The sequence below is a fragment of the Mycobacterium sp. E802 genome (genome assembly GCF_001666875.1).
In the GTDB taxonomy this organism is placed as follows: domain Bacteria; phylum Actinomycetota; class Actinomycetes; order Mycobacteriales; family Mycobacteriaceae; genus Mycobacterium.
The window spans coordinates 1-15,865 of sequence record NZ_LZJD01000048.1; the positions used below are offsets into that span (position 1 = coordinate 1).

The 15,865-nt window shown below is 67.5% G+C and carries 15 protein-coding genes and 1 riboswitch; of the genes, 9 read left to right on the forward strand and 6 right to left on the reverse strand.

The annotated features are described in order from the left end of the window. The 5 genes from A5699_RS29850 to A5699_RS07400 all read left to right on the forward strand — a co-directional run. Positions 1 to 235 (forward strand): hypothetical protein (locus A5699_RS29850; protein WP_157561140.1); only part of this gene is annotated, 235 nt, incomplete at its 5' end. Then, positions 232 to 639, forward strand: coding sequence for a roadblock/LC7 domain-containing protein (locus A5699_RS07385; protein WP_066903851.1), 408 nt, complete (start codon positions 232 to 234; stop codon positions 637 to 639). The genes A5699_RS29850 and A5699_RS07385, both read left to right, overlap by 4 nt. 34 nt (positions 640 to 673) lie before the next feature. After that, a complete protein-coding gene (locus tag A5699_RS07390; RefSeq protein ID WP_067767682.1) occupies positions 674 to 1,039 on the forward strand; it encodes a DUF742 domain-containing protein in 366 nt (121 codons plus the stop codon). A gap of 88 nt (positions 1,040 to 1,127) precedes the next feature. Next, positions 1,128 to 1,664, forward strand: a complete 537-nt coding sequence (locus A5699_RS07395) for an ATP/GTP-binding protein (RefSeq protein WP_067767680.1) — start codon at positions 1,128 to 1,130, stop codon at positions 1,662 to 1,664. A 3-nt stretch (positions 1,665 to 1,667) separates the two neighbouring features. After that, entirely contained in the window at positions 1,668 to 2,243 is a 576-nt protein-coding gene (locus A5699_RS07400) for a pentapeptide repeat-containing protein (protein ID WP_067767651.1), read from the forward strand. Positions 2,244 to 2,246: 3 nt separating this feature from the next. Here A5699_RS07400 and A5699_RS07405 read toward each other — a convergent pair whose 3' ends face one another. Then, the gene (locus tag A5699_RS07405) at positions 2,247 to 4,898 is read right to left on the reverse strand and encodes an FHA domain-containing protein (protein ID WP_067767654.1); all 2,652 of its coding nucleotides are present in this window, start codon (positions 4,896 to 4,898) and stop codon (positions 2,247 to 2,249) included. 76 nt (positions 4,899 to 4,974) lie between these two features. Here A5699_RS07405 and A5699_RS07410 point away from each other — a divergent pair, with 76 nt between their 5' ends. Beyond that, the gene (locus A5699_RS07410) at positions 4,975 to 6,726 is read left to right on the forward strand and encodes a PQQ-binding-like beta-propeller repeat protein (protein ID WP_067767685.1); all 1,752 of its coding nucleotides are present in this window, start codon (positions 4,975 to 4,977) and stop codon (positions 6,724 to 6,726) included. On the opposite strand, the gene A5699_RS07415 is transcribed toward A5699_RS07410, so the two are convergent. Further along, positions 6,723 to 7,631 carry a diphosphate--fructose-6-phosphate 1-phosphotransferase gene (locus A5699_RS07415; protein ID WP_067767658.1) on the reverse strand — a complete coding sequence of 303 codons (909 nt, stop codon included), beginning with the start codon at positions 7,629 to 7,631 and terminating at the stop codon, positions 6,723 to 6,725. The genes A5699_RS07410 and A5699_RS07415 overlap by 4 nt on opposite strands. A gap of 7 nt (positions 7,632 to 7,638) precedes the next feature. Then, entirely contained in the window at positions 7,639 to 8,862 is a 1,224-nt protein-coding gene (locus tag A5699_RS07420; RefSeq protein ID WP_067767661.1) for an NADH:flavin oxidoreductase, read from the reverse strand. 38 nt (positions 8,863 to 8,900) lie between these two features. On the opposite strand from A5699_RS07420, the gene A5699_RS07425 reads away from it, so the two are divergent. Both A5699_RS07425 and A5699_RS07430 read left to right on the forward strand, forming a co-directional pair. After that, positions 8,901 to 9,752, forward strand: coding sequence for a bifunctional methylenetetrahydrofolate dehydrogenase/methenyltetrahydrofolate cyclohydrolase (locus A5699_RS07425; protein ID WP_067767688.1), 852 nt, complete (start codon positions 8,901 to 8,903; stop codon positions 9,750 to 9,752). Further along, complete coding sequence (locus A5699_RS07430) at positions 9,749 to 10,042, forward strand: DUF3017 domain-containing protein (protein WP_067767664.1); 294 nt, start codon at positions 9,749 to 9,751, stop codon at positions 10,040 to 10,042. Before A5699_RS07425 ends, A5699_RS07430 begins: the two co-directional genes overlap by 4 nt. A gap of 151 nt (positions 10,043 to 10,193) precedes the next feature. On the opposite strand, the gene A5699_RS07435 is transcribed toward A5699_RS07430, so the two are convergent. From A5699_RS07435 to A5699_RS07445, 3 genes are read right to left on the reverse strand one after another with little or no spacing between them, the layout of a single operon-like run. Continuing rightward, on the reverse strand, positions 10,194 to 10,922 hold the full coding sequence (locus A5699_RS07435; RefSeq protein ID WP_067767667.1) for a class I SAM-dependent methyltransferase: 729 nt from the start codon (positions 10,920 to 10,922) through the stop codon (positions 10,194 to 10,196). After that, complete coding sequence (locus A5699_RS07440; protein ID WP_067767672.1) at positions 10,919 to 12,049, reverse strand: homoserine O-acetyltransferase; 1,131 nt, start codon at positions 12,047 to 12,049, stop codon at positions 10,919 to 10,921. Before A5699_RS07440 ends, A5699_RS07435 begins: the two co-directional genes overlap by 4 nt. A 19-nt stretch (positions 12,050 to 12,068) precedes the next feature. Further along, a complete protein-coding gene (locus A5699_RS07445) occupies positions 12,069 to 13,394 on the reverse strand; it encodes a bifunctional o-acetylhomoserine/o-acetylserine sulfhydrylase (RefSeq protein WP_067767675.1) in 1,326 nt (441 codons plus the stop codon). 166 nt (positions 13,395 to 13,560) lie between these two features. After that, a riboswitch (SAM riboswitch) is annotated at positions 13,561 to 13,680 on the reverse strand. A 277-nt stretch (positions 13,681 to 13,957) separates the two neighbouring features. Here A5699_RS07445 and A5699_RS07450 point away from each other — a divergent pair. Next, on the forward strand, positions 13,958 to 15,865 hold a 1,908-nt coding region (locus A5699_RS07450; RefSeq protein WP_067767678.1), incomplete at its 3' end, for an NADP-dependent isocitrate dehydrogenase.

The window sequence follows — 15,865 nt, forward strand, 5'->3', positions numbered from 1 at the left end:
AGCCGTCGTCGTTACGGTGCGCGCCACCGTTGCGGTGACGACCGTTGACCTCGCCGGCGGGAGCTCCGACGGCTTCGAGGCGGTAGCATCGGCAAGCGAACCTGACAGCAGCATGTTCGGGGCGTTCAAACCGCGTGATCCCGAGGCTGTCCGCGCGAGCACCAGCAACCTTTTCGGCGGCGTGCACGCCGGGCGATCGCATGCCCGAGAGACCAGAGGAACCGATAGCGAATGACCCGACCGACCCAGCGCGACTCCCTGGACTGGCTGGTCTCCAAGTTCGCCCGCGAGGTATCCGGGGTGTCCCATGCGGTTCTGGTTTCGGCCGACGGGCTGCTGATGGCGGCCAGCGAACACATGCCGATCGAGCGGGCCGATCAACTGGCCGCGGTCGCCTCCGGTCTGGCGAGCCTGGCCACCGGGGCCTCCCAGTTGTTCAACGGCGGTCACGTGATGCAGTCGGTGGTCGAGATGGAGAACGGCTACCTGTTGCTGATGCGGGTGGGCGACGGTTCCAACCTCGCCACGCTGACCGCCCCGTCGTGCGACATCGGTCAGGTCGGCTACGAGATGGCCATCCTGGTCGAGCGCGTCGGTGCGGTGGTGCAGTCGTCGCGTCGCGCGCCGCAACCGTCCTGAGTCTCTGTCCCCTTCTGCCCTTCGCGAGGTGTCCGTGGACGAATCGGAACCCACCGATCGACCGAGTCTGGTACGGCCGTACACCCTGACGGCCGGCCGCACCGATTCGCGTGTGCACCTTCCGTTGGAAGCGCCGGTGCAGAAACTCGACACGCCGCGCGAACCGCGCTGGGCTGGCAGCGATGTGCGCGCACAGATCGTAGAGTTGTGCACCGGCAGCCCTTCGGTAGCCGAGATCTCCGCACACCTGTCTCTCCCGCTCGGCGTGGCGCGCGTGCTGATCGGGGACTTGGTGACGCAGGGTTATCTACGGGTGGAAGCCACCCTCGACGACTCGGCTAGCTTTGACGAACGCCGCGAACTGATTGGAAGGACCCTGCGTGGCCTACGAGCACTCTGAACCCCGCTCGGCCTCCGGCGACGGCGCACCCCGGCGTGGGGCCGCCGCATCCACAGGGTCTTCGCGCAAGCGCTCATCCTCGACGAAGATCGTCATCTCTGGAGGGTTCGGCGCAGGCAAGACCACATTCGTGGGCGCGGTCTCCGAGATCATGCCGCTGCGTACCGAAGCGTTGGTCACCAACGTGTCCGAAGGCGTCGACGCCCTCGACGGCACCCCCGACAAGCGCACCACCACGGTCGCGATGGACTTCGGTCGCATCACCCTGGCCGAGGATCTGGTGCTGTACCTGTTCGGCACGCCCGGGCAGCGCCGGTTCTGGTTCATGTGGGACGACCTGGTGCGCGGCGCGATCGGTGCGATCATCCTGGTCGACGTGCGACGCCTGCAGGACAGCTTCGCCGCGGTCGATTTCTTCGAGGCCCGCAAACTGCCGTTCATCGTCGCGGTCAACGAATTCGACGAGGCGCCAAAGCATCCCACCCAGGCGGTGCGCAAGGCACTGGCCCTGCCCGACCACATCCCGGTGGTGGCCGTCGACGCCCGCGATCGCAACTCGGCCAAGGCCGCGCTCATCGCGGTCACCGAGTATTCGTTGAGCACGCTGTCGGCGCTGCCCGGCTGACACGTGGTGGCCGACGAAACCGTCTGGGCGGACCGAGAATTCACCGGTGTCGACTTCCGTGCCGGGGAATATGACGGAGACCTGAGCCGGTTGCGCACCGAGCGGGTGGTGTTCACCGAATGCGATTTCAGCGGCGTGGACATGTCCGAGTCGCAGCATTCCGGCTCGGCGTTCCGCAACTGCACGTTCCGCCGGGCCAGGCTCTGGCACAGCACATTCACCAATTGCAGCCTGCTCGGTTCGGTGTTCACCGAGTGCACGCTGCGCCCGATCACGTTGGTGGAGTCCGATCTGAGCCTGGCCGTACTGGGCGGCTGCGATCTGCGCAGCGTCGACTTGTCGGACTGCCGGTTACGGGAGACCAGCCTGGTCGGTGTGGATCTGCGCAAGGCCGTGCTGCGCCAGGCCGACCTGACCGGCGCCCGGGTGCAGGACGCCAAGTTCGACGAGGCCGATCTACGGGGCGCCCGCGTCGACGCCACGTTCTGGACCACGGCCAAGCTGCGCGGCGCCAAGATCGACATCACCCAGGCGTTGGCCTATTCCGCCGCCCACGGCCTCGACGTCCACGGCGCTTAGTTCTCAGCCGGCCTTGAGGCGGATCTTCCAGCGCACGAAGCCGACGTAGAACACCGACAGTGCCACCAGCATGGCCATGTCGAACAGCCAGGTTCCCGAGGTGTGCTCCCAATGTGAGTCCTTGGGCGTCAGCGGCCCGGGCACCAGCCGGATCAGGTCGACCGTCGAGGCCGACGCGGCAAACCCCCAGCGCGCCGGGGTGATCCACGACAGCTGATCCAGCCCCACGCGGCCGGTCACCGGGATCATGCCGCCGGAGAACACCAGCTGGCTCATGATCGCGACCACCAGCAGCGGCATGATCTGCTCATTGGACTTCGCCAGCGCCGACAGGGCCAGGCCCACCATGGCCGCGGTGACGGTGGTGGCCGCCATGCTGACGAACAGCTCCAGGGACCGGTTCGGCAGGAACACACCCCGCTCCACCGCGCCTTCGCCCCAGCCCTTGCCGAGGATCGTGATGGTCGTGACGATTGCCGACTGCACGATGGCGAACACCGAGTACACGCACACCTTGGCCAGCAAATAGGCGGTCGTGGACAACCCGACGGCCTGCTCGCGGCGGAAGATCGCCCGCTCGCCGATCAGATCGCGGATGGTCAGCGCGGTGCCCATGAAGATCGCGCCGACGTTGAGCAGCACCAGGATCTGACCGGGCTCGTTGGGCGCGTCACCCATCGGGTTCGGCACGCCGAAGCCGACGGTGCCGGGCACCGACAGCGACAACGTGCCCATGATGAACGGCAACAGCGCCAGGAAGATGAAGTAGCCGCGGTCGGAGACGATGAGCCGGATCTGTCTTCGCGCGATGGTCGAGAACTGGCGTAGCAGGCTGGTCTTGGCCGGCTCGCCGAGGTCGCCGGGTTGCTCCGAGGATGCCGCCGCAGCCGGTGCCGGGCCGGTGCGGGCCAGATAACGCCGGTTGGCCTCGGCCGGATCGCTCGCGACGGTGCTGAAGATGTCGGCCCAGTTGGTGGTGCCGAGCTCCGGGCCGATCTGGTCGGGCGGGCCGCAGAACGCGGTCTTGCCGCCGGGGGCCAGCAGGAGCACCTGATCGCACACGTCGAGGTAGGTCAGCGAGTGCGTGACGACGAGCACGACGCGGCCGGCGTCGGCCAGCTGGCGCAGCATCGTCATCACCTGGCGGTCGAGCGCGGGGTCCAGACCCGAGGTGGGTTCGTCGAGGATCAGCAGCGACGGGCCGGTCAGCAGCTCGAGCGCGACCGAGGCGCGCTTGCGCTGCCCGCCGGACAGCTTGTCGACGCGGGTGTCGAGGTGCTTGGTCATCTCGAGTTCCTCGAGCACCTGCATGACGACCTGTTCGCGGTCTTCCTTGGTGGTGTCCGGGGGCAGCCGCAGCTCGGCGGCGTACATCAGGGCCTGACGGACGGTGAGCTGACCGTGCACCACGTCGTCTTGGGGGACCATGCCGATCCGGGACCGCAGCGAGGCGTACTCGGCGTGGACGTCGTGGCCCTCGAAGGTGATGGTGCCGCTGGTCGGATGGGTGTAGCCGGCGACCTGCTTGGCGAACGTCGACTTGCCCGCACCCGAGGGCCCGATCACCGCGGTCAGGGTGCCGGGCCGGGCGTCCAGGGAGATGTTGTCGAGCAGCGTCTTGTTGCCCTCGATGGTCCAGGTCAGACCACGAACTTCCAGACCGCCGGTGCGGGTGTCGGCCTCCGTCTCGCTGCGGCGCACCAAAGTGCCACCGGTGAACACCAGGTCGACGTTGCCGATCGTGACGACGTCGCCGTCGTGCAGGATCGCGCTGTCGACTCGCGCACCGTTGACGAAGGTGCCGTTGATGCTGCGCTCATCGCGGATCTCGGTGCCGCCGGGCAGCGGGATCAGGGTGGCGTGATGCCGTGAGGCCAGCACGTCGGGGATGACGATGTCGTTGTCGGTGGCGCGACCGATCTTCACCGCGTCTGCCGGCGCCGGGGTACTGCGCCCGGGCCGCAGGATCTTCATCATGCTGGTCGCGATGTTGTTGCCGCCGGCCTCGCTGCTGCCGCGGGCCGAGGCGGCCGGACCCATGGTGGTCGGTGCCTGCGCCGGATTCGCCGGGGGCGGGGTCGGAGCCGGGGTGCGAACCGGTTGCGACTGATACGCCTGGGGTCCACTGGGATATCCGGTTTGCGGTCCGCTGGGGTAGCCGCCCTGGGGACCGCTGGGATAACCGGTCGGCGCGGTCGGGTAGCGCGGCTGCGGGCCCGACGAATAGCCGGGTCGCGGCGGAGCGGGCGGCTGGCCGTAAGGCGATCGGGGAGCGGTGGGCGCCTGGGTGGGCCAACCGCCGCTCGGCCGACTCGCGATCGGCACCGCCGCGGTCGGGGTCCGGCCCACGGCGCCCTCGTGTCGGCCCACCTCGAAGGTCAGTTGCGGGCCGTCCGGGTTGCCGATGTTGACGATCTGGCCGTCGTGAAGGTCGACCGAGGGCACGCGCCGGCCGTTGACGTACATACCGTTGAGGCTGCCGTTGTCGATGGCGACCCATCGGCCTTGGTCGAAGCGCAGCACCAGGTGGGCACGCGAGATCAGCGGGTGGGCGATGCGGACGTCGGCGCGGAGATCTCGGCCGATGACGACATCGTTGCCCGGGGCGAAGGTACGGGTCGATCCGTCGTAACGAACGGTCAGCGCAGGGCTCATCGCGCTCAACTCTATCGGTAGTTGTCACCGGGGCTGGTCCGTTGTGGTGGTGTCGCGGCGTGTGACGATGGCCCGTATGGGTTCTGAAGGGGCGCAGAAGATGGCTGACCGGGCGCTTGGCGTGCTGCGTCCGTTGGGCACGGTGCTGGTCGGTGCGGCGGCGGTCTTGTTGGTGTGGGCCGCCGTGTTGGCGGCGTGGGCGCGACTGCTCGCGCCGCGCAGCGCCGGGGAGAGCGCCTGGTATGCCGTCAGCGTGCACCGCTGGGGTGAGGCGCTGCCGAACCGGATGGCGTTGGCGGTCGTGGTCATCGCGGTCGTGGTGATCGCGGCGATGGCCTACTGCGTCTGGCGCGGGCGCACCGGCCGTGACCTGCCTGCGACTGCGGCCGGCGCCGCGGCCGTGATGGCGCTGCTGTTCATCGCCTACGTCAGCCAAGGCATTCCGTCGTTCTACGGCAGGGTCATGGAGGGCGCGCCGGTCACCGCGGCACTGCCGGCGGTCATGGCCTCGTGGTGGTTGTGCCTGGCGGGTGCGGCGCTGACCCTGGTGGCCGTGCGCGCCGTTCCGCGGTTGGAGCGCAGCTCGGTGAAGTTGCTGGCGATCGGTGCAGTGATCGCCGTCGCGGTTGCCGCCGCGGTCACCGTGGGGGCGTTCCGGGCGGGCGACGACGGACGTTATCTCGACGCGACGACGGCGGCAGCTACCGACGTGCCTGCGGTCCCCACCACGCTGGGGAAGCACGCCTTCACGGTCTCGGTGCCCGATGCGTTCGCCGGAGACGAACACCAGCCCACACGTGAAATCGTGGCTGCGGGAGCGGGTTTCGTGGTGTATGGCGATCATCGCATCACGGCCTACGGAGCCGACGGACAGGAACGCTGGCATTTCGCGCGAACCGGGCCGGGCAGTGTCGTCGTCACCGGAATGCGGGTGTTCGACAACGGCGCCACCGTGGTGGCCTTCCTCGACAAGGGCCTGGTCGGCCTCGACGCCGTCACCGGAAAACAGCTGTGGCAGAACGCCGACGAACGGATGATGTACGCACTGTCAGAAGTGCCCGGCTACAACGTTGACGCGCCGTTCGTGGTGTACCGCGACGACCGCGTGTGGGTGCGCTTCGAGACTCGGACCGGCACCCCGATGTGGACGGTGCCTGCGCCCCACGGCGATTGCGTCTTCCCGCCCCGGACGGTGGACACCCGGTCGTGGTTGGTCGCGGTGGTGCAGTGCTCGTCCGAGCGAGGTAGTGGTATCCGGGTGGTCGCCGTCGACCCCGGCAGTGGTGAGACCGTATGGGACAACGAAGTGTTCACAGGCCAGGCCGACGCGGGCGCGATCGCCACACCGGCGAACTCGGTGGGCATCTTCATGCAGTTCGCTGGTGCCGGAGCGCCACCCGGGATCACGTACGTCAACGTGGCGGACAAGACCGTGACGCCGATCGTGGACCGCGGCACCGCCGAACCTTCCCCGGGGCCGGCCGACAACTTCTTGTTCTCCAGCCGCGACGGTGGCCGGCACCTCGTGTTGTTCGGGCCGGACGGCAAGCAGAGATGCGCCGGGGCCCAAGGGGTTCGCGGCACCAACACCCGCGCACTCGGCCAGGGCAGCGGCCTTGCCTACCTGTCCTTCGACGATCATTTCGTCATCGCCGACAACGGGGGCCCGGGCGTTCCCGGTTCGCTGCGCACGTTCGACGCCAGCACGTGCACGCAGACTGCAGCGGTGCCCGCCGGATCGGTCGAGGGTTTCGTGCCGGCACCGGGCGCGGTGCTGGTGTTACGGCGTGACGGCCAGACCTTGCAGATCGACGGCTACGCCAGTTAGCGCTCGGCGTTGGCCAGGGTGGGCACGGACTCTTCGGGGTAGCGATCCTCGGCGTCCCACACATCCCAGGTCTGCACCGCCCAGAACACCGCGAACAGCACGGTGAGAATGAGCTCGACGGTGATCACACCGAAGTGCCAGCCGGTGGTCAGCAGCACCAACGCGGCCACCACGGTCACGAGCATGAGCGCGGCGATCGTGGCGTAGAACCGGGCCAGGTGCCGGCGCACGGCCGCCCGCGCGTAGCACGCGTGGTACACCGCGACCAGCGTGATGGCCAGGAACATCGCCACGGCGGCGATCACGTGCGCATGCTCGGCGAACCAGTCCCACAACAGCAGCGGCGCCCCGGCGATCGCGATGGCCAATAGTGCTGCGGGCAGCCACTTCTCGACCCGCAGCAGCGCGGTCGCGATGGTCTTCCACAAGGTGGCGGCCTCGGCGCACGACGGCGCCGAGGCCACCGGTGGTTGTTGCGGGCGGCGCCACCGCTGCAGCGCCAGGTACATGCCGGTGCCCGCGGCGACGGCCACGAACAGCGACGCGATGTTGTTGCCGACGGCGCCGAACGGATCGGCCACGCTCGGCAACCAGGGCCGGCACAACTCGACCGGACCGGTGGGCACCAGGGCCACGATGAAGGCCATGAACCCGGCGAAGTTCAGCAGCGCGTCTTCGCCGACCCGGCTGCCCTTGTAGGCGATCAGGCAGATGCCGATCGCGCACAGCGCGGCCACGAACACGGCGTGGGTCCGCGTGTAGAAAAACGCGCTGATCGAGCCCTGCAGGCAACTGTGCGCCCAGGTCAACCCCAACGAGCACAGCAGGAACACCACCAGCGCCACCAAGCCCACCCGGACGTAGCGGTAGGTGACCATGGTGTCGCTGGGGTGGTTACCGCCCATGGAGCTATTAGCTCACGAGTGAATCCGGAGCTCCCGTCACCACGCAGTGGGTGTGGCTGTAAATCGTGGGCATACAGCTGTTGCAGTGCGTGCACAGCGATTTGACCGAACCCTTGACCGTCTCGGCTTTGATCCGGTTGAGCAGGTCCGGCTCGGCCAGCAGGGCCCGGCCCATCGCGACGAACTCGAAGCCCGCGGCCATCGCCCGGTCCATGGTCTCGCGGTTGGTGATACCGCCCAGCAGGATGATCGGCATCGTCAGCTCGGCGCGGAACTTCTCGGCGTCGCGCATCAGATAGGCCTCGTGGTAAGGGTATTCGCGGAAGAACTTGTTGCCGCTCATCCGGATGCCCCAGCTGATCGGGGGCTTGAAGTTCGCGGCGAACTCCTTGACCGGGGCGCCGCCGCGGAACAGGTACATGGGGTTCACCAGTGAGCTGCCCGCGGTGAGCTCGATGGCGTCCAGGCCACCGTCCTCCTCGAGCCACTTGGCGGTCTGCAGCGACTCGTCCATCGGGATACCGCCGCGGATGCCGTCACTCATGTTGAGTTTGGCGATCACGGCGATCTTCTTGCCGCCGTGTTTGTCGACGGCGTCGCGCACCGCGCGCACCACGCCGCGGGCCGCCTTCGCGCGGTTCTCCAACGATCCGCCGAACTCGTCGGTGCGCCGGTTGATCAGCGGGGAGAGGAACGAGCTGGCCAGATAGTTGTGACCGAGGTGAACCTCGACCGCGTCGAATCCGGAGTCGATGGCCAGCCGCGCGGCATTGGCGTGAGCTTCGGTGACGTCGCGGATGTCATCGATGGTGGCTTTCTTGGCGAACCGCATCGACAGCGGGTTGAAGAACCGCACCGGCGCGAGGGCCTGGGCCTTGTTGGTCCGCGAGTTGGCCACCGGCCCGGCGTGGCCGATCTGGGCGCTGATCGCCGCGCCCTCGGCGTGCACGGCCTCGGTGAGCTTGGTCAGGCCCGGCACGGCCTCGGGCCGCATCCAGATCTGCCAGCCGTCGGTGCGGCCGCCGGGGGCCACCGCGCAGTAGGCGACGGTGGTCATGCCGACGCCACCGGCGGCGGGCAACCGGTGGTAGTTGATCAAATCTTCGGTGACCAGCGCATCCGGTGTGGACGCTTCGAACGTGGCGGCCTTGATGATGCGGTTGCGAAGCGTCACCGGGCCGAGCTTGGCCTCACTGAAAACATCAGTGAACACATTGGGCTGAGTGTTCATAGATGGAGCTTGCCACGTCACCTGACACAATGGCACCCGTGGGTGCGATTGTTCTGGACGGTAAGGCCACGCGCGACGAGATCTTCGTCGACCTCAAGCAGCGCGTGGCGAAGTTGACCGAGGCGGGCCGGACGCCGGGGCTGGGGACCGTGTTGGTCGGGGAGGACCCGGGTTCGCAGGCCTATGTGCGGGGCAAGCACGCCGATTGCGCCAAGGTGGGGATCAACTCGATCCGCCGCGACCTGCCCGCCGACATCACGCAGGCCCAGCTCGACGAGACCATCGACGAGCTCAATGCCAATCCGGACTGCACGGGTTACATCGTGCAGCTGCCGCTGCCCAAGCATCTCGACGAGAACGCCGCGCTGGAGCGCATCGACCCGGCCAAGGACGCCGACGGTCTGCACCCGACCAACCTGGGCCGGCTGGTGCTCGGGAAGGACGCGCCGCTGCCCTGCACCCCGCGCGGCATCGTGCACCTGCTGCGTCGGTTCGACGTGCCGATCGCCGGGGCGCATGTCGTCGTGATCGGCCGTGGCGTCACCGTGGGCCGGCCGATGGGTCTGCTGCTGACCCGTCGCTCCGAGAACGCCACCGTCACCCTCTGCCACACCGGTACCCGCGATCTGCCCGCGCTCACCCGGCAGGCCGACATCATCATCGCTGCGGTCGGCGTTCCGCACATGGTGACCGCGGACATGGTCAAGCCCGGGGCGGCCGTCGTCGACGTCGGAGTCAGCCGCGTCGACGGCAAGCTCACCGGTGACGTCGCTCCGGACGTCTGGGACGTGGCCGGGCATGTGTCGCCCAACCCGGGCGGCGTCGGGCCGCTGACCCGGGCGTTCCTGCTGACCAACGTCGTCGAGCTCGAAGAGTCGAAACTGGCGTGACGGCAAAGGAGTTCGTCCGCAAGGTGATTGCCGGGCAATGGCCGATCCTGGTGGTCGGGCTGTTCTTCGTCGCGGCGTTCATCTTGGTGGTGGCGGGCTATTGGCGTCGTGGCGCCCTGGTCATCGGGATCGGGGTGGGCGCCGCCGCGGCATTGCGGCTGGCGCTGGCCGATGACCGCGCCGGTCTTCTCGTGGTGCGCTCGCGAACCATCGACTTCGCCACCACCGCCACGGTGAGTGCGGCGGTGCTCTACATCGCCTGGACGATCGATCCGTTGGGTACCAGCTGACCGAACCCCGGGCCTGGCCTGGGCGCTTCCCTGGCGCGCTGGTTCGGCACCTCGGCGGTCGAGGAGCTCAGCGCTTAACCGAACCTCCGCCGAAAGTGAACTCGTTGGCGAGATTTCGCCGACTTGTGGGCAACAAGTTCACATTCGGGACTCAGGCCAACGTGGCTCGGATGGACACCGTGACATACGGCAGCGCCAAGCCGGTGGAGTTGGCCAGCGCGGGATGGGTGGCCAGTAGTTCGCGTACCTGTCCCAGGGTCTTCTTGCGGACTTGCTCGGGCGAGGTGATGCAGTAACTGCGGGAGGCCACCAGGTCGATGAGTGCCTGGGGGGTCAGGTAACTCGTCCACTCGACCTGGTGGCGTTCGGTCTCGGAGAAGGGCTCGGGCAGGGTCACCTCGTTGGTGAACGGGTCGTGTTCCGGGCCGATGATCTGGCCGAGATCCTTGACCCAGCCCATCCGCTCGTCGCGGGTGTTCCACACCAGTCCCAGGCGACCGCCCGGGCGCAGCACCCGGCTGATCTCCTTGGCTGCGCGTACCGGGTCGAACCAGTGCCATGCCTGGGCCACCAGCACCGCGTCGACGCTGTCGTCGGCCAGAGGGATCTCCTCGGCGGTACCCAGCAGCGCCGGGGTGTCGGGCAGTGAGTTCGACAGCAGCTCAAGCATTTCCGGGATCGGGTCGACGGCGATCACGTCCAGCCCGCGTTCCACCAGCCGGGTGGTCAACTTTCCCGTGCCCGCGCCGAGGTCGAGCACGTCGTGGGCGCCGTCGGGAAGCAGCCAGTCGATCGCCTCCGGCGGATACGACGGCCGGCCGCGTTCATATGCCGCGGCTTCCGAGCCGAAGGACAGGGAGCGCTGCTTGGGCGAATTCACCGTTGTGCCAGCTCCAGTGTTCTGCGGATCAACTTGCCCACCACTTCGGTCTCCACCAGGAAGCCGTCGTGCCCGTAGGCCGAGTCGACGACGTCGAGACCGCCACATCCGGGCAACAGCTCGGCCAGTTCCTGTTGTAACCGGATCGGGTAGAGCCGATCGGAGGTGATCCCGCCGACGATGACGGGCACCGGGCAGCTGCGCAGCGCCGCGTCGACGCCGCCACGTCCGCGGCCCACGTCGTGCGTGGACAGTGCGTCGGACAGGGCCACGTAGGTGCCCGGATCGAACCGGCGGGCGAGCTTGCCGCCCTGGTATTCGAGATAGCTCTGCACCCCGTAGCGTCCGCCGGTGGTCGGGTCCTCGTCGCCCTGGGCATCGTTGGCGAACCGCTCGTCGAGTTCCTCTTCGCCGCGGTAGGTCAGGTGTGCGAAGCGCCGGGCGATTTCCATGCCGGCCATCGGGGCGCGGTCGGTGCCGTGGTAATCCCCGCCCTGCCAGTCCGGGTCGGCTTTGATCGCGGCCACCTGGGTGCTCTGGGTGCCGATCTGGTCGGCGGTGGCGCGAGCACCGACGGCCAGCACCAACCCGGCCCGCACCTCGTCGGGGTGGCCGATCATCCACTCCAGGGCACGGGCCCCGCCCATCGACCCGCCGACGACGGCGGCCACCTCGGTGATGCCGAAGGCCGCCAGTGCGGCTCGGTCGGCCTCGACCTGGTCGCGGATGGTGATCTGGGGAAACCTTGAGCCCCAAGGCTTTCCGTCGGGCGCCGGTGATCCGGGGCCGGTGGAGCCCTGGCAGCCGCCCAGCACGTTGGTCGAGATCGCGCACCACCGGTCGGTGTCGATCGGGGCGCCGGGACCGGCCACCCCGTCCCACCAGCCCGCGGTCGGGTGGCCGTCGCCGGCCGGGCCCGTGACGTGGGAGTCGCCGGTCAGCGCATGCAGCACCATCACCACGTTGTCGCGCTCGGGGGAGAGTTCGCCCCACCGCTGCACGGCGATGTGGACGTCAGGAAGGACGGTGCCGTTCTCCAGCGTCAGCGAACCGATGTTGACCACGCTGATCTCGCCCTCGGCAGGCAACGCCACGGTGGACACGGCTGGTTCTTCGGTGATCGTCATGCCGGTGTTCTCTCGCCGCCTACACCGTCGCCGCAGTCTGCGGCACCCCGCTGAACGGACGAGCCGCGGCGAATCCCTGTTCCAGGTCCGCCAGGATGTCGTCGATTCCCTCGATGCCGACCGCCAGCCGTACAAGGCCGGGGGTGACACCGCTGGCGAGTTGCTCTTCGGCGCTGAGCTGTTGATGCGTCGTGGATGCGGGATGGATGACCAGCGAACGCACGTCGCCGATGTTGGCGACGTGACTGTGCAGGGTCAGCGCGTCGACGAACGCCTTGCCGGCCTCCACTCCGCCGGCCAGTTCGAACGACAGCACCGCGCCGGTGCCCTTGGGGGCGAGCTTGCGGCCCAGCTCGTACCACGGCGAGGTGGGAAGCCCGGCGTAGTTCACCGAGGTCACGCCGTCATGGCCGGCCAGGTGTTCGGCGACCTTCTGTGCATTGGCCACGTGCCGTTCAACACGCAGCGACAGCGTCTCTAATCCCTGCGCGATGAGGAAGGCGTTGAACGGTGCCAGGGCGCTCCCCAAGTCGCGCAGCAACTGCACCCGGGCCTTGAGTGCGTAGGCCGGTGCGCCGAGCTCGGCGAAGACCACGCCGTGGTAGCTGGGGTCGGGGGTGGTGAACCCGGGGAACCGTCCGCTGGCCGCCCAGTCGAAGGTGCCGCCGTCGACGATGACGCCCGCGATGGCTGACCCATGCCCGCCGAGGTACTTGGTCGCCGAGTGCACGACGATGTCGGCCCCGTGGGTGATCGGCTGGATCAGGTACGGGGTGGCGATCGTGTTGTCGACGATCAGCGGGACGCCGGTGTCGTGGGCGACGGCGGCGACACCGGGGATGTCGAGGATGTCGATCTGCGGATTGGAGATGGTCTCGCCGAAGAACGCCTTGGTGTTCGGTCGGGCCGCGGCGCGCCAGGAATCGAGGTCGTCGGGGTTGTCCACGAAGCTCACCTCGATGCCGAGCTTGGCAAGGGTGTAGTGGAACAGGTTGTAGGTGCCGCCGTAGAGCCGCGGGGAGGACACGATGTGATCGCCGGCCCCGGCGATGTTGAGCAGGGCGAACGTCGACGCGGCCTGGCCCGAGGACAAGAACAGGGCCGCCACGCCGCCTTCGAGCGCGGCGATGCGCTGTTCGACGACATCGGTGGTCGGGTTCATGATCCGGGTGTAGATGTTGCCCGGTTGCTCTAGGCCGAACAGCGCGGCTGCGTGCGCGGTGTCGTTGAACGTGTAGGACGTGGTCTGGTAGATCGGCAGGGCCCGAGCATTCGTGGCGCTGTCGGGGGTCTGACCGGCGTGGATCTGCTTGGTCTCGAAGGACCAGTTCTCGGCGTTGGCCATGGTGGGTTGTCTCCTCCGCGGAAGGGGATGAGGAAGGAAAGTGGGTCGTCTACCGGGCGTCGAGGCCGCCGTCACAGACGGCGCGCGGACGGCAACAGGTCAAGGACAACAACACATGGGTGGCCTCCATCAGGTTTCCCTGTCTCTCTGGGGGCCCGATCCGACGGACCCGCGCTTGCCTTACAGCCGCATACAGCTGCTCAACCTGGTCATCACCCGGGGCACCCCACCGCGGTTGGAGGGTTGCCGGCCAGCAAGCCGGGGCTTGTCGCTGGCGCTCATGACCGGCTTGCAGCTTATCGCAATGCGTTGAGGCGGTGCCAGTCGGTTCTCCGGTGCGTTTGCCAACACTGCGTAGGCCGGACTGGAACACGTTCACTTCGGCGGGTGCGCCGACGTTTCCGGCGGCCTTGACGTAACCCAAAGTTACTGGTCGGTAATAAAAGCTGCTCCTTCGCGGCCGTTCGCGCCCTTGTAGTCTGGCCCGCGATACGACAGCAGCGAAAAGCCACGGGTGAAACGAGTGATCCTCGTCGAACCGAACTGACGCCGGGAGACCAACCATGACTGCCCAGCAGCCGACCATCATCTACACGCTGACCGACGAGGCGCCGCTGCTTGCGACGTACTCCTTCCTGCCGATCATCCGCGCCTTCGCGGAACCGGCCGGCATCGACATCCAGACCAGTGACATCTCGGTCGCGGCCCGCATCCTGGCCGAGTTCGGCGACTACCTGACCGAAGAACAGCGTGTCCCGGACAATCTCGGCGAACTGGGCCGTCTCACCCAGCTGCCCGAAACCAACATCATCAAGCTGCCCAACATCAGTGCCTCGGTCCCGCAGCTCACCGCCGCGATCAAGGAACTGCAGGAGAAGGGTTACGCGATCCCGGACTACCCGGGTGAGGCCAAGACCGACGAAGAGAAGGCTCTCAAGGAGCGCTACGCCAAGATCCTCGGCAGCGCGGTGAACCCGGTTCTGCGCGAAGGTAACTCGGATCGTCGTGCCCCCAAGGCGGTCAAGGAGTACGCGCGCAAGCACCCGCACAGCATGGGGGAGTGGTCGCAGGCTTCGCGCACCCACGTGGCCACCATGAAGACCGGCGACTTCTACCACGGCGAGAAGTCGATGACGTTGGACAAGGCCCGCAACGTCCGCATGGAGCTGGAGACCAAGAGCGGCCAGACGATCGTGCTCAAGCCCGAGGTCAAGCTCGACGAGGGTGACGTCATCGACTCGATGTACATGAGCCGCAAGGCGCTGATCGAGTTCTACGAGGAGCAGATCGAGGACGCCTACAAGACCGGCGTGATGTTCTCGCTGCACGTCAAGGCGACCATGATGAAGGTCAGCCACCCGATCGTGTTCGGCCACGCCGTCAAGGTGTTCTACAAGGACGCATTCGCCAAGCACGAGAAGCTGTTCGACGAGCTCGGGGTCAACGTCAACAACGGCCTGTCGGATCTCTACAGCAAGATCGAGGCACTGCCCGCCTCGCAGCGCGAGGAGATCATCGAAGACCTGCACCGCTGCCACGAGCACCGGCCGGAGCTGGCCATGGTGGATTCGGCCAAGGGCATCTCGAACTTCCATTCGCCGTCGGACGTCATCGTCGACGCGTCGATGCCGGCCATGATCCGTCTCGGCGGCAAGATGTACGGCGCCGACGGCCGCACCAAGGACACCAAAGCGGTCAACCCGGAGTCCACGTTCTCGCGGATCTACCAGGAGATGATCAACTTCTGTAAGACCCACGGTCAGTTCGATCCGACCACAATGGGCACGGTGCCCAACGTCGGCCTGATGGCGCAGAAGGCCGAGGAGTACGGCAGCCACGACAAGACCTTCGAGATCTCCGAGGCCGGCGTTGCCAAGATCGTCGACATCGACACCGGCGAGGTGCTGCTGAGCCAGGAGGTCGAAGAAGGCGACATCTGGCGGATGCCGATCGTCAAGGACGCCCCGATCCGCGACTGGGTCAAGCTGGCCGTCAACCGGGCGCGGTTGTCGGGGATGACGTGCGTGTTCTGGCTCGACGACGAGCGGCCGCACGAGAACGAGCTGCGCAAGAAGGTCAAGGCCTACCTCAAGGAAGAGGACACCGAGGGCCTGGACATCACGATCCTGCCGCAGGTGTGGGCCATGCGCTACACCCTCGAACGCGTGATCCGCGGCCAGGACACCATCGCCGCGACCGGCAACATCCTGCGCGACTACCTGACCGACCTGTTCCCGATCCTGGAACTGGGCACCAGCGCCAAGATGCTCTCGATCGTGCCGTTGATGGCCGGTGGTGGCCTGTACGAGACCGGTGCCGGCGGCTCGGCGCCCAAGCACGTGCACCAGCTGGTGGAGGAGAACCACCTGCGCTGGGATTCGCTCGGTGAGTTCCTGGCGCTGGGCGCCAGCTTGGACGACATGGGCAACAAGCTCAACAACGACAAGGCCAAGGTGCTGGCCGCGGCGCTG

Bases quoted from the DNA above. Each gene is read 5' to 3' on its own strand.
- A5699_RS07385 (WP_066903851.1), top strand. From the start codon at position 232: ATGACCCGACCGACCCAGCGCGACTCCCTGGACTGGCTGGTCTCCAAG.
- A5699_RS07405 (WP_067767654.1), bottom strand. From the start codon at position 4,898: ATGAGCCCTGCGCTGACCGTTCGTTACGACGGATCGACCCGTACCTTC.
- A5699_RS07410 (WP_067767685.1), top strand. From the start codon at position 4,975: ATGGGTTCTGAAGGGGCGCAGAAGATGGCTGACCGGGCGCTTGGCGTG.
- A5699_RS07415 (WP_067767658.1), bottom strand. From the start codon at position 7,631: ATGGGCGGTAACCACCCCAGCGACACCATGGTCACCTACCGCTACGTC.
- A5699_RS07420 (WP_067767661.1), bottom strand. From the start codon at position 8,862: ATGAACACTCAGCCCAATGTGTTCACTGATGTTTTCAGTGAGGCCAAG.
- A5699_RS07440 (WP_067767672.1), bottom strand. From the start codon at position 12,049: ATGACGATCACCGAAGAACCAGCCGTGTCCACCGTGGCGTTGCCTGCC.
- A5699_RS07445 (WP_067767675.1), bottom strand. From the start codon at position 13,394: ATGGCCAACGCCGAGAACTGGTCCTTCGAGACCAAGCAGATCCACGCC.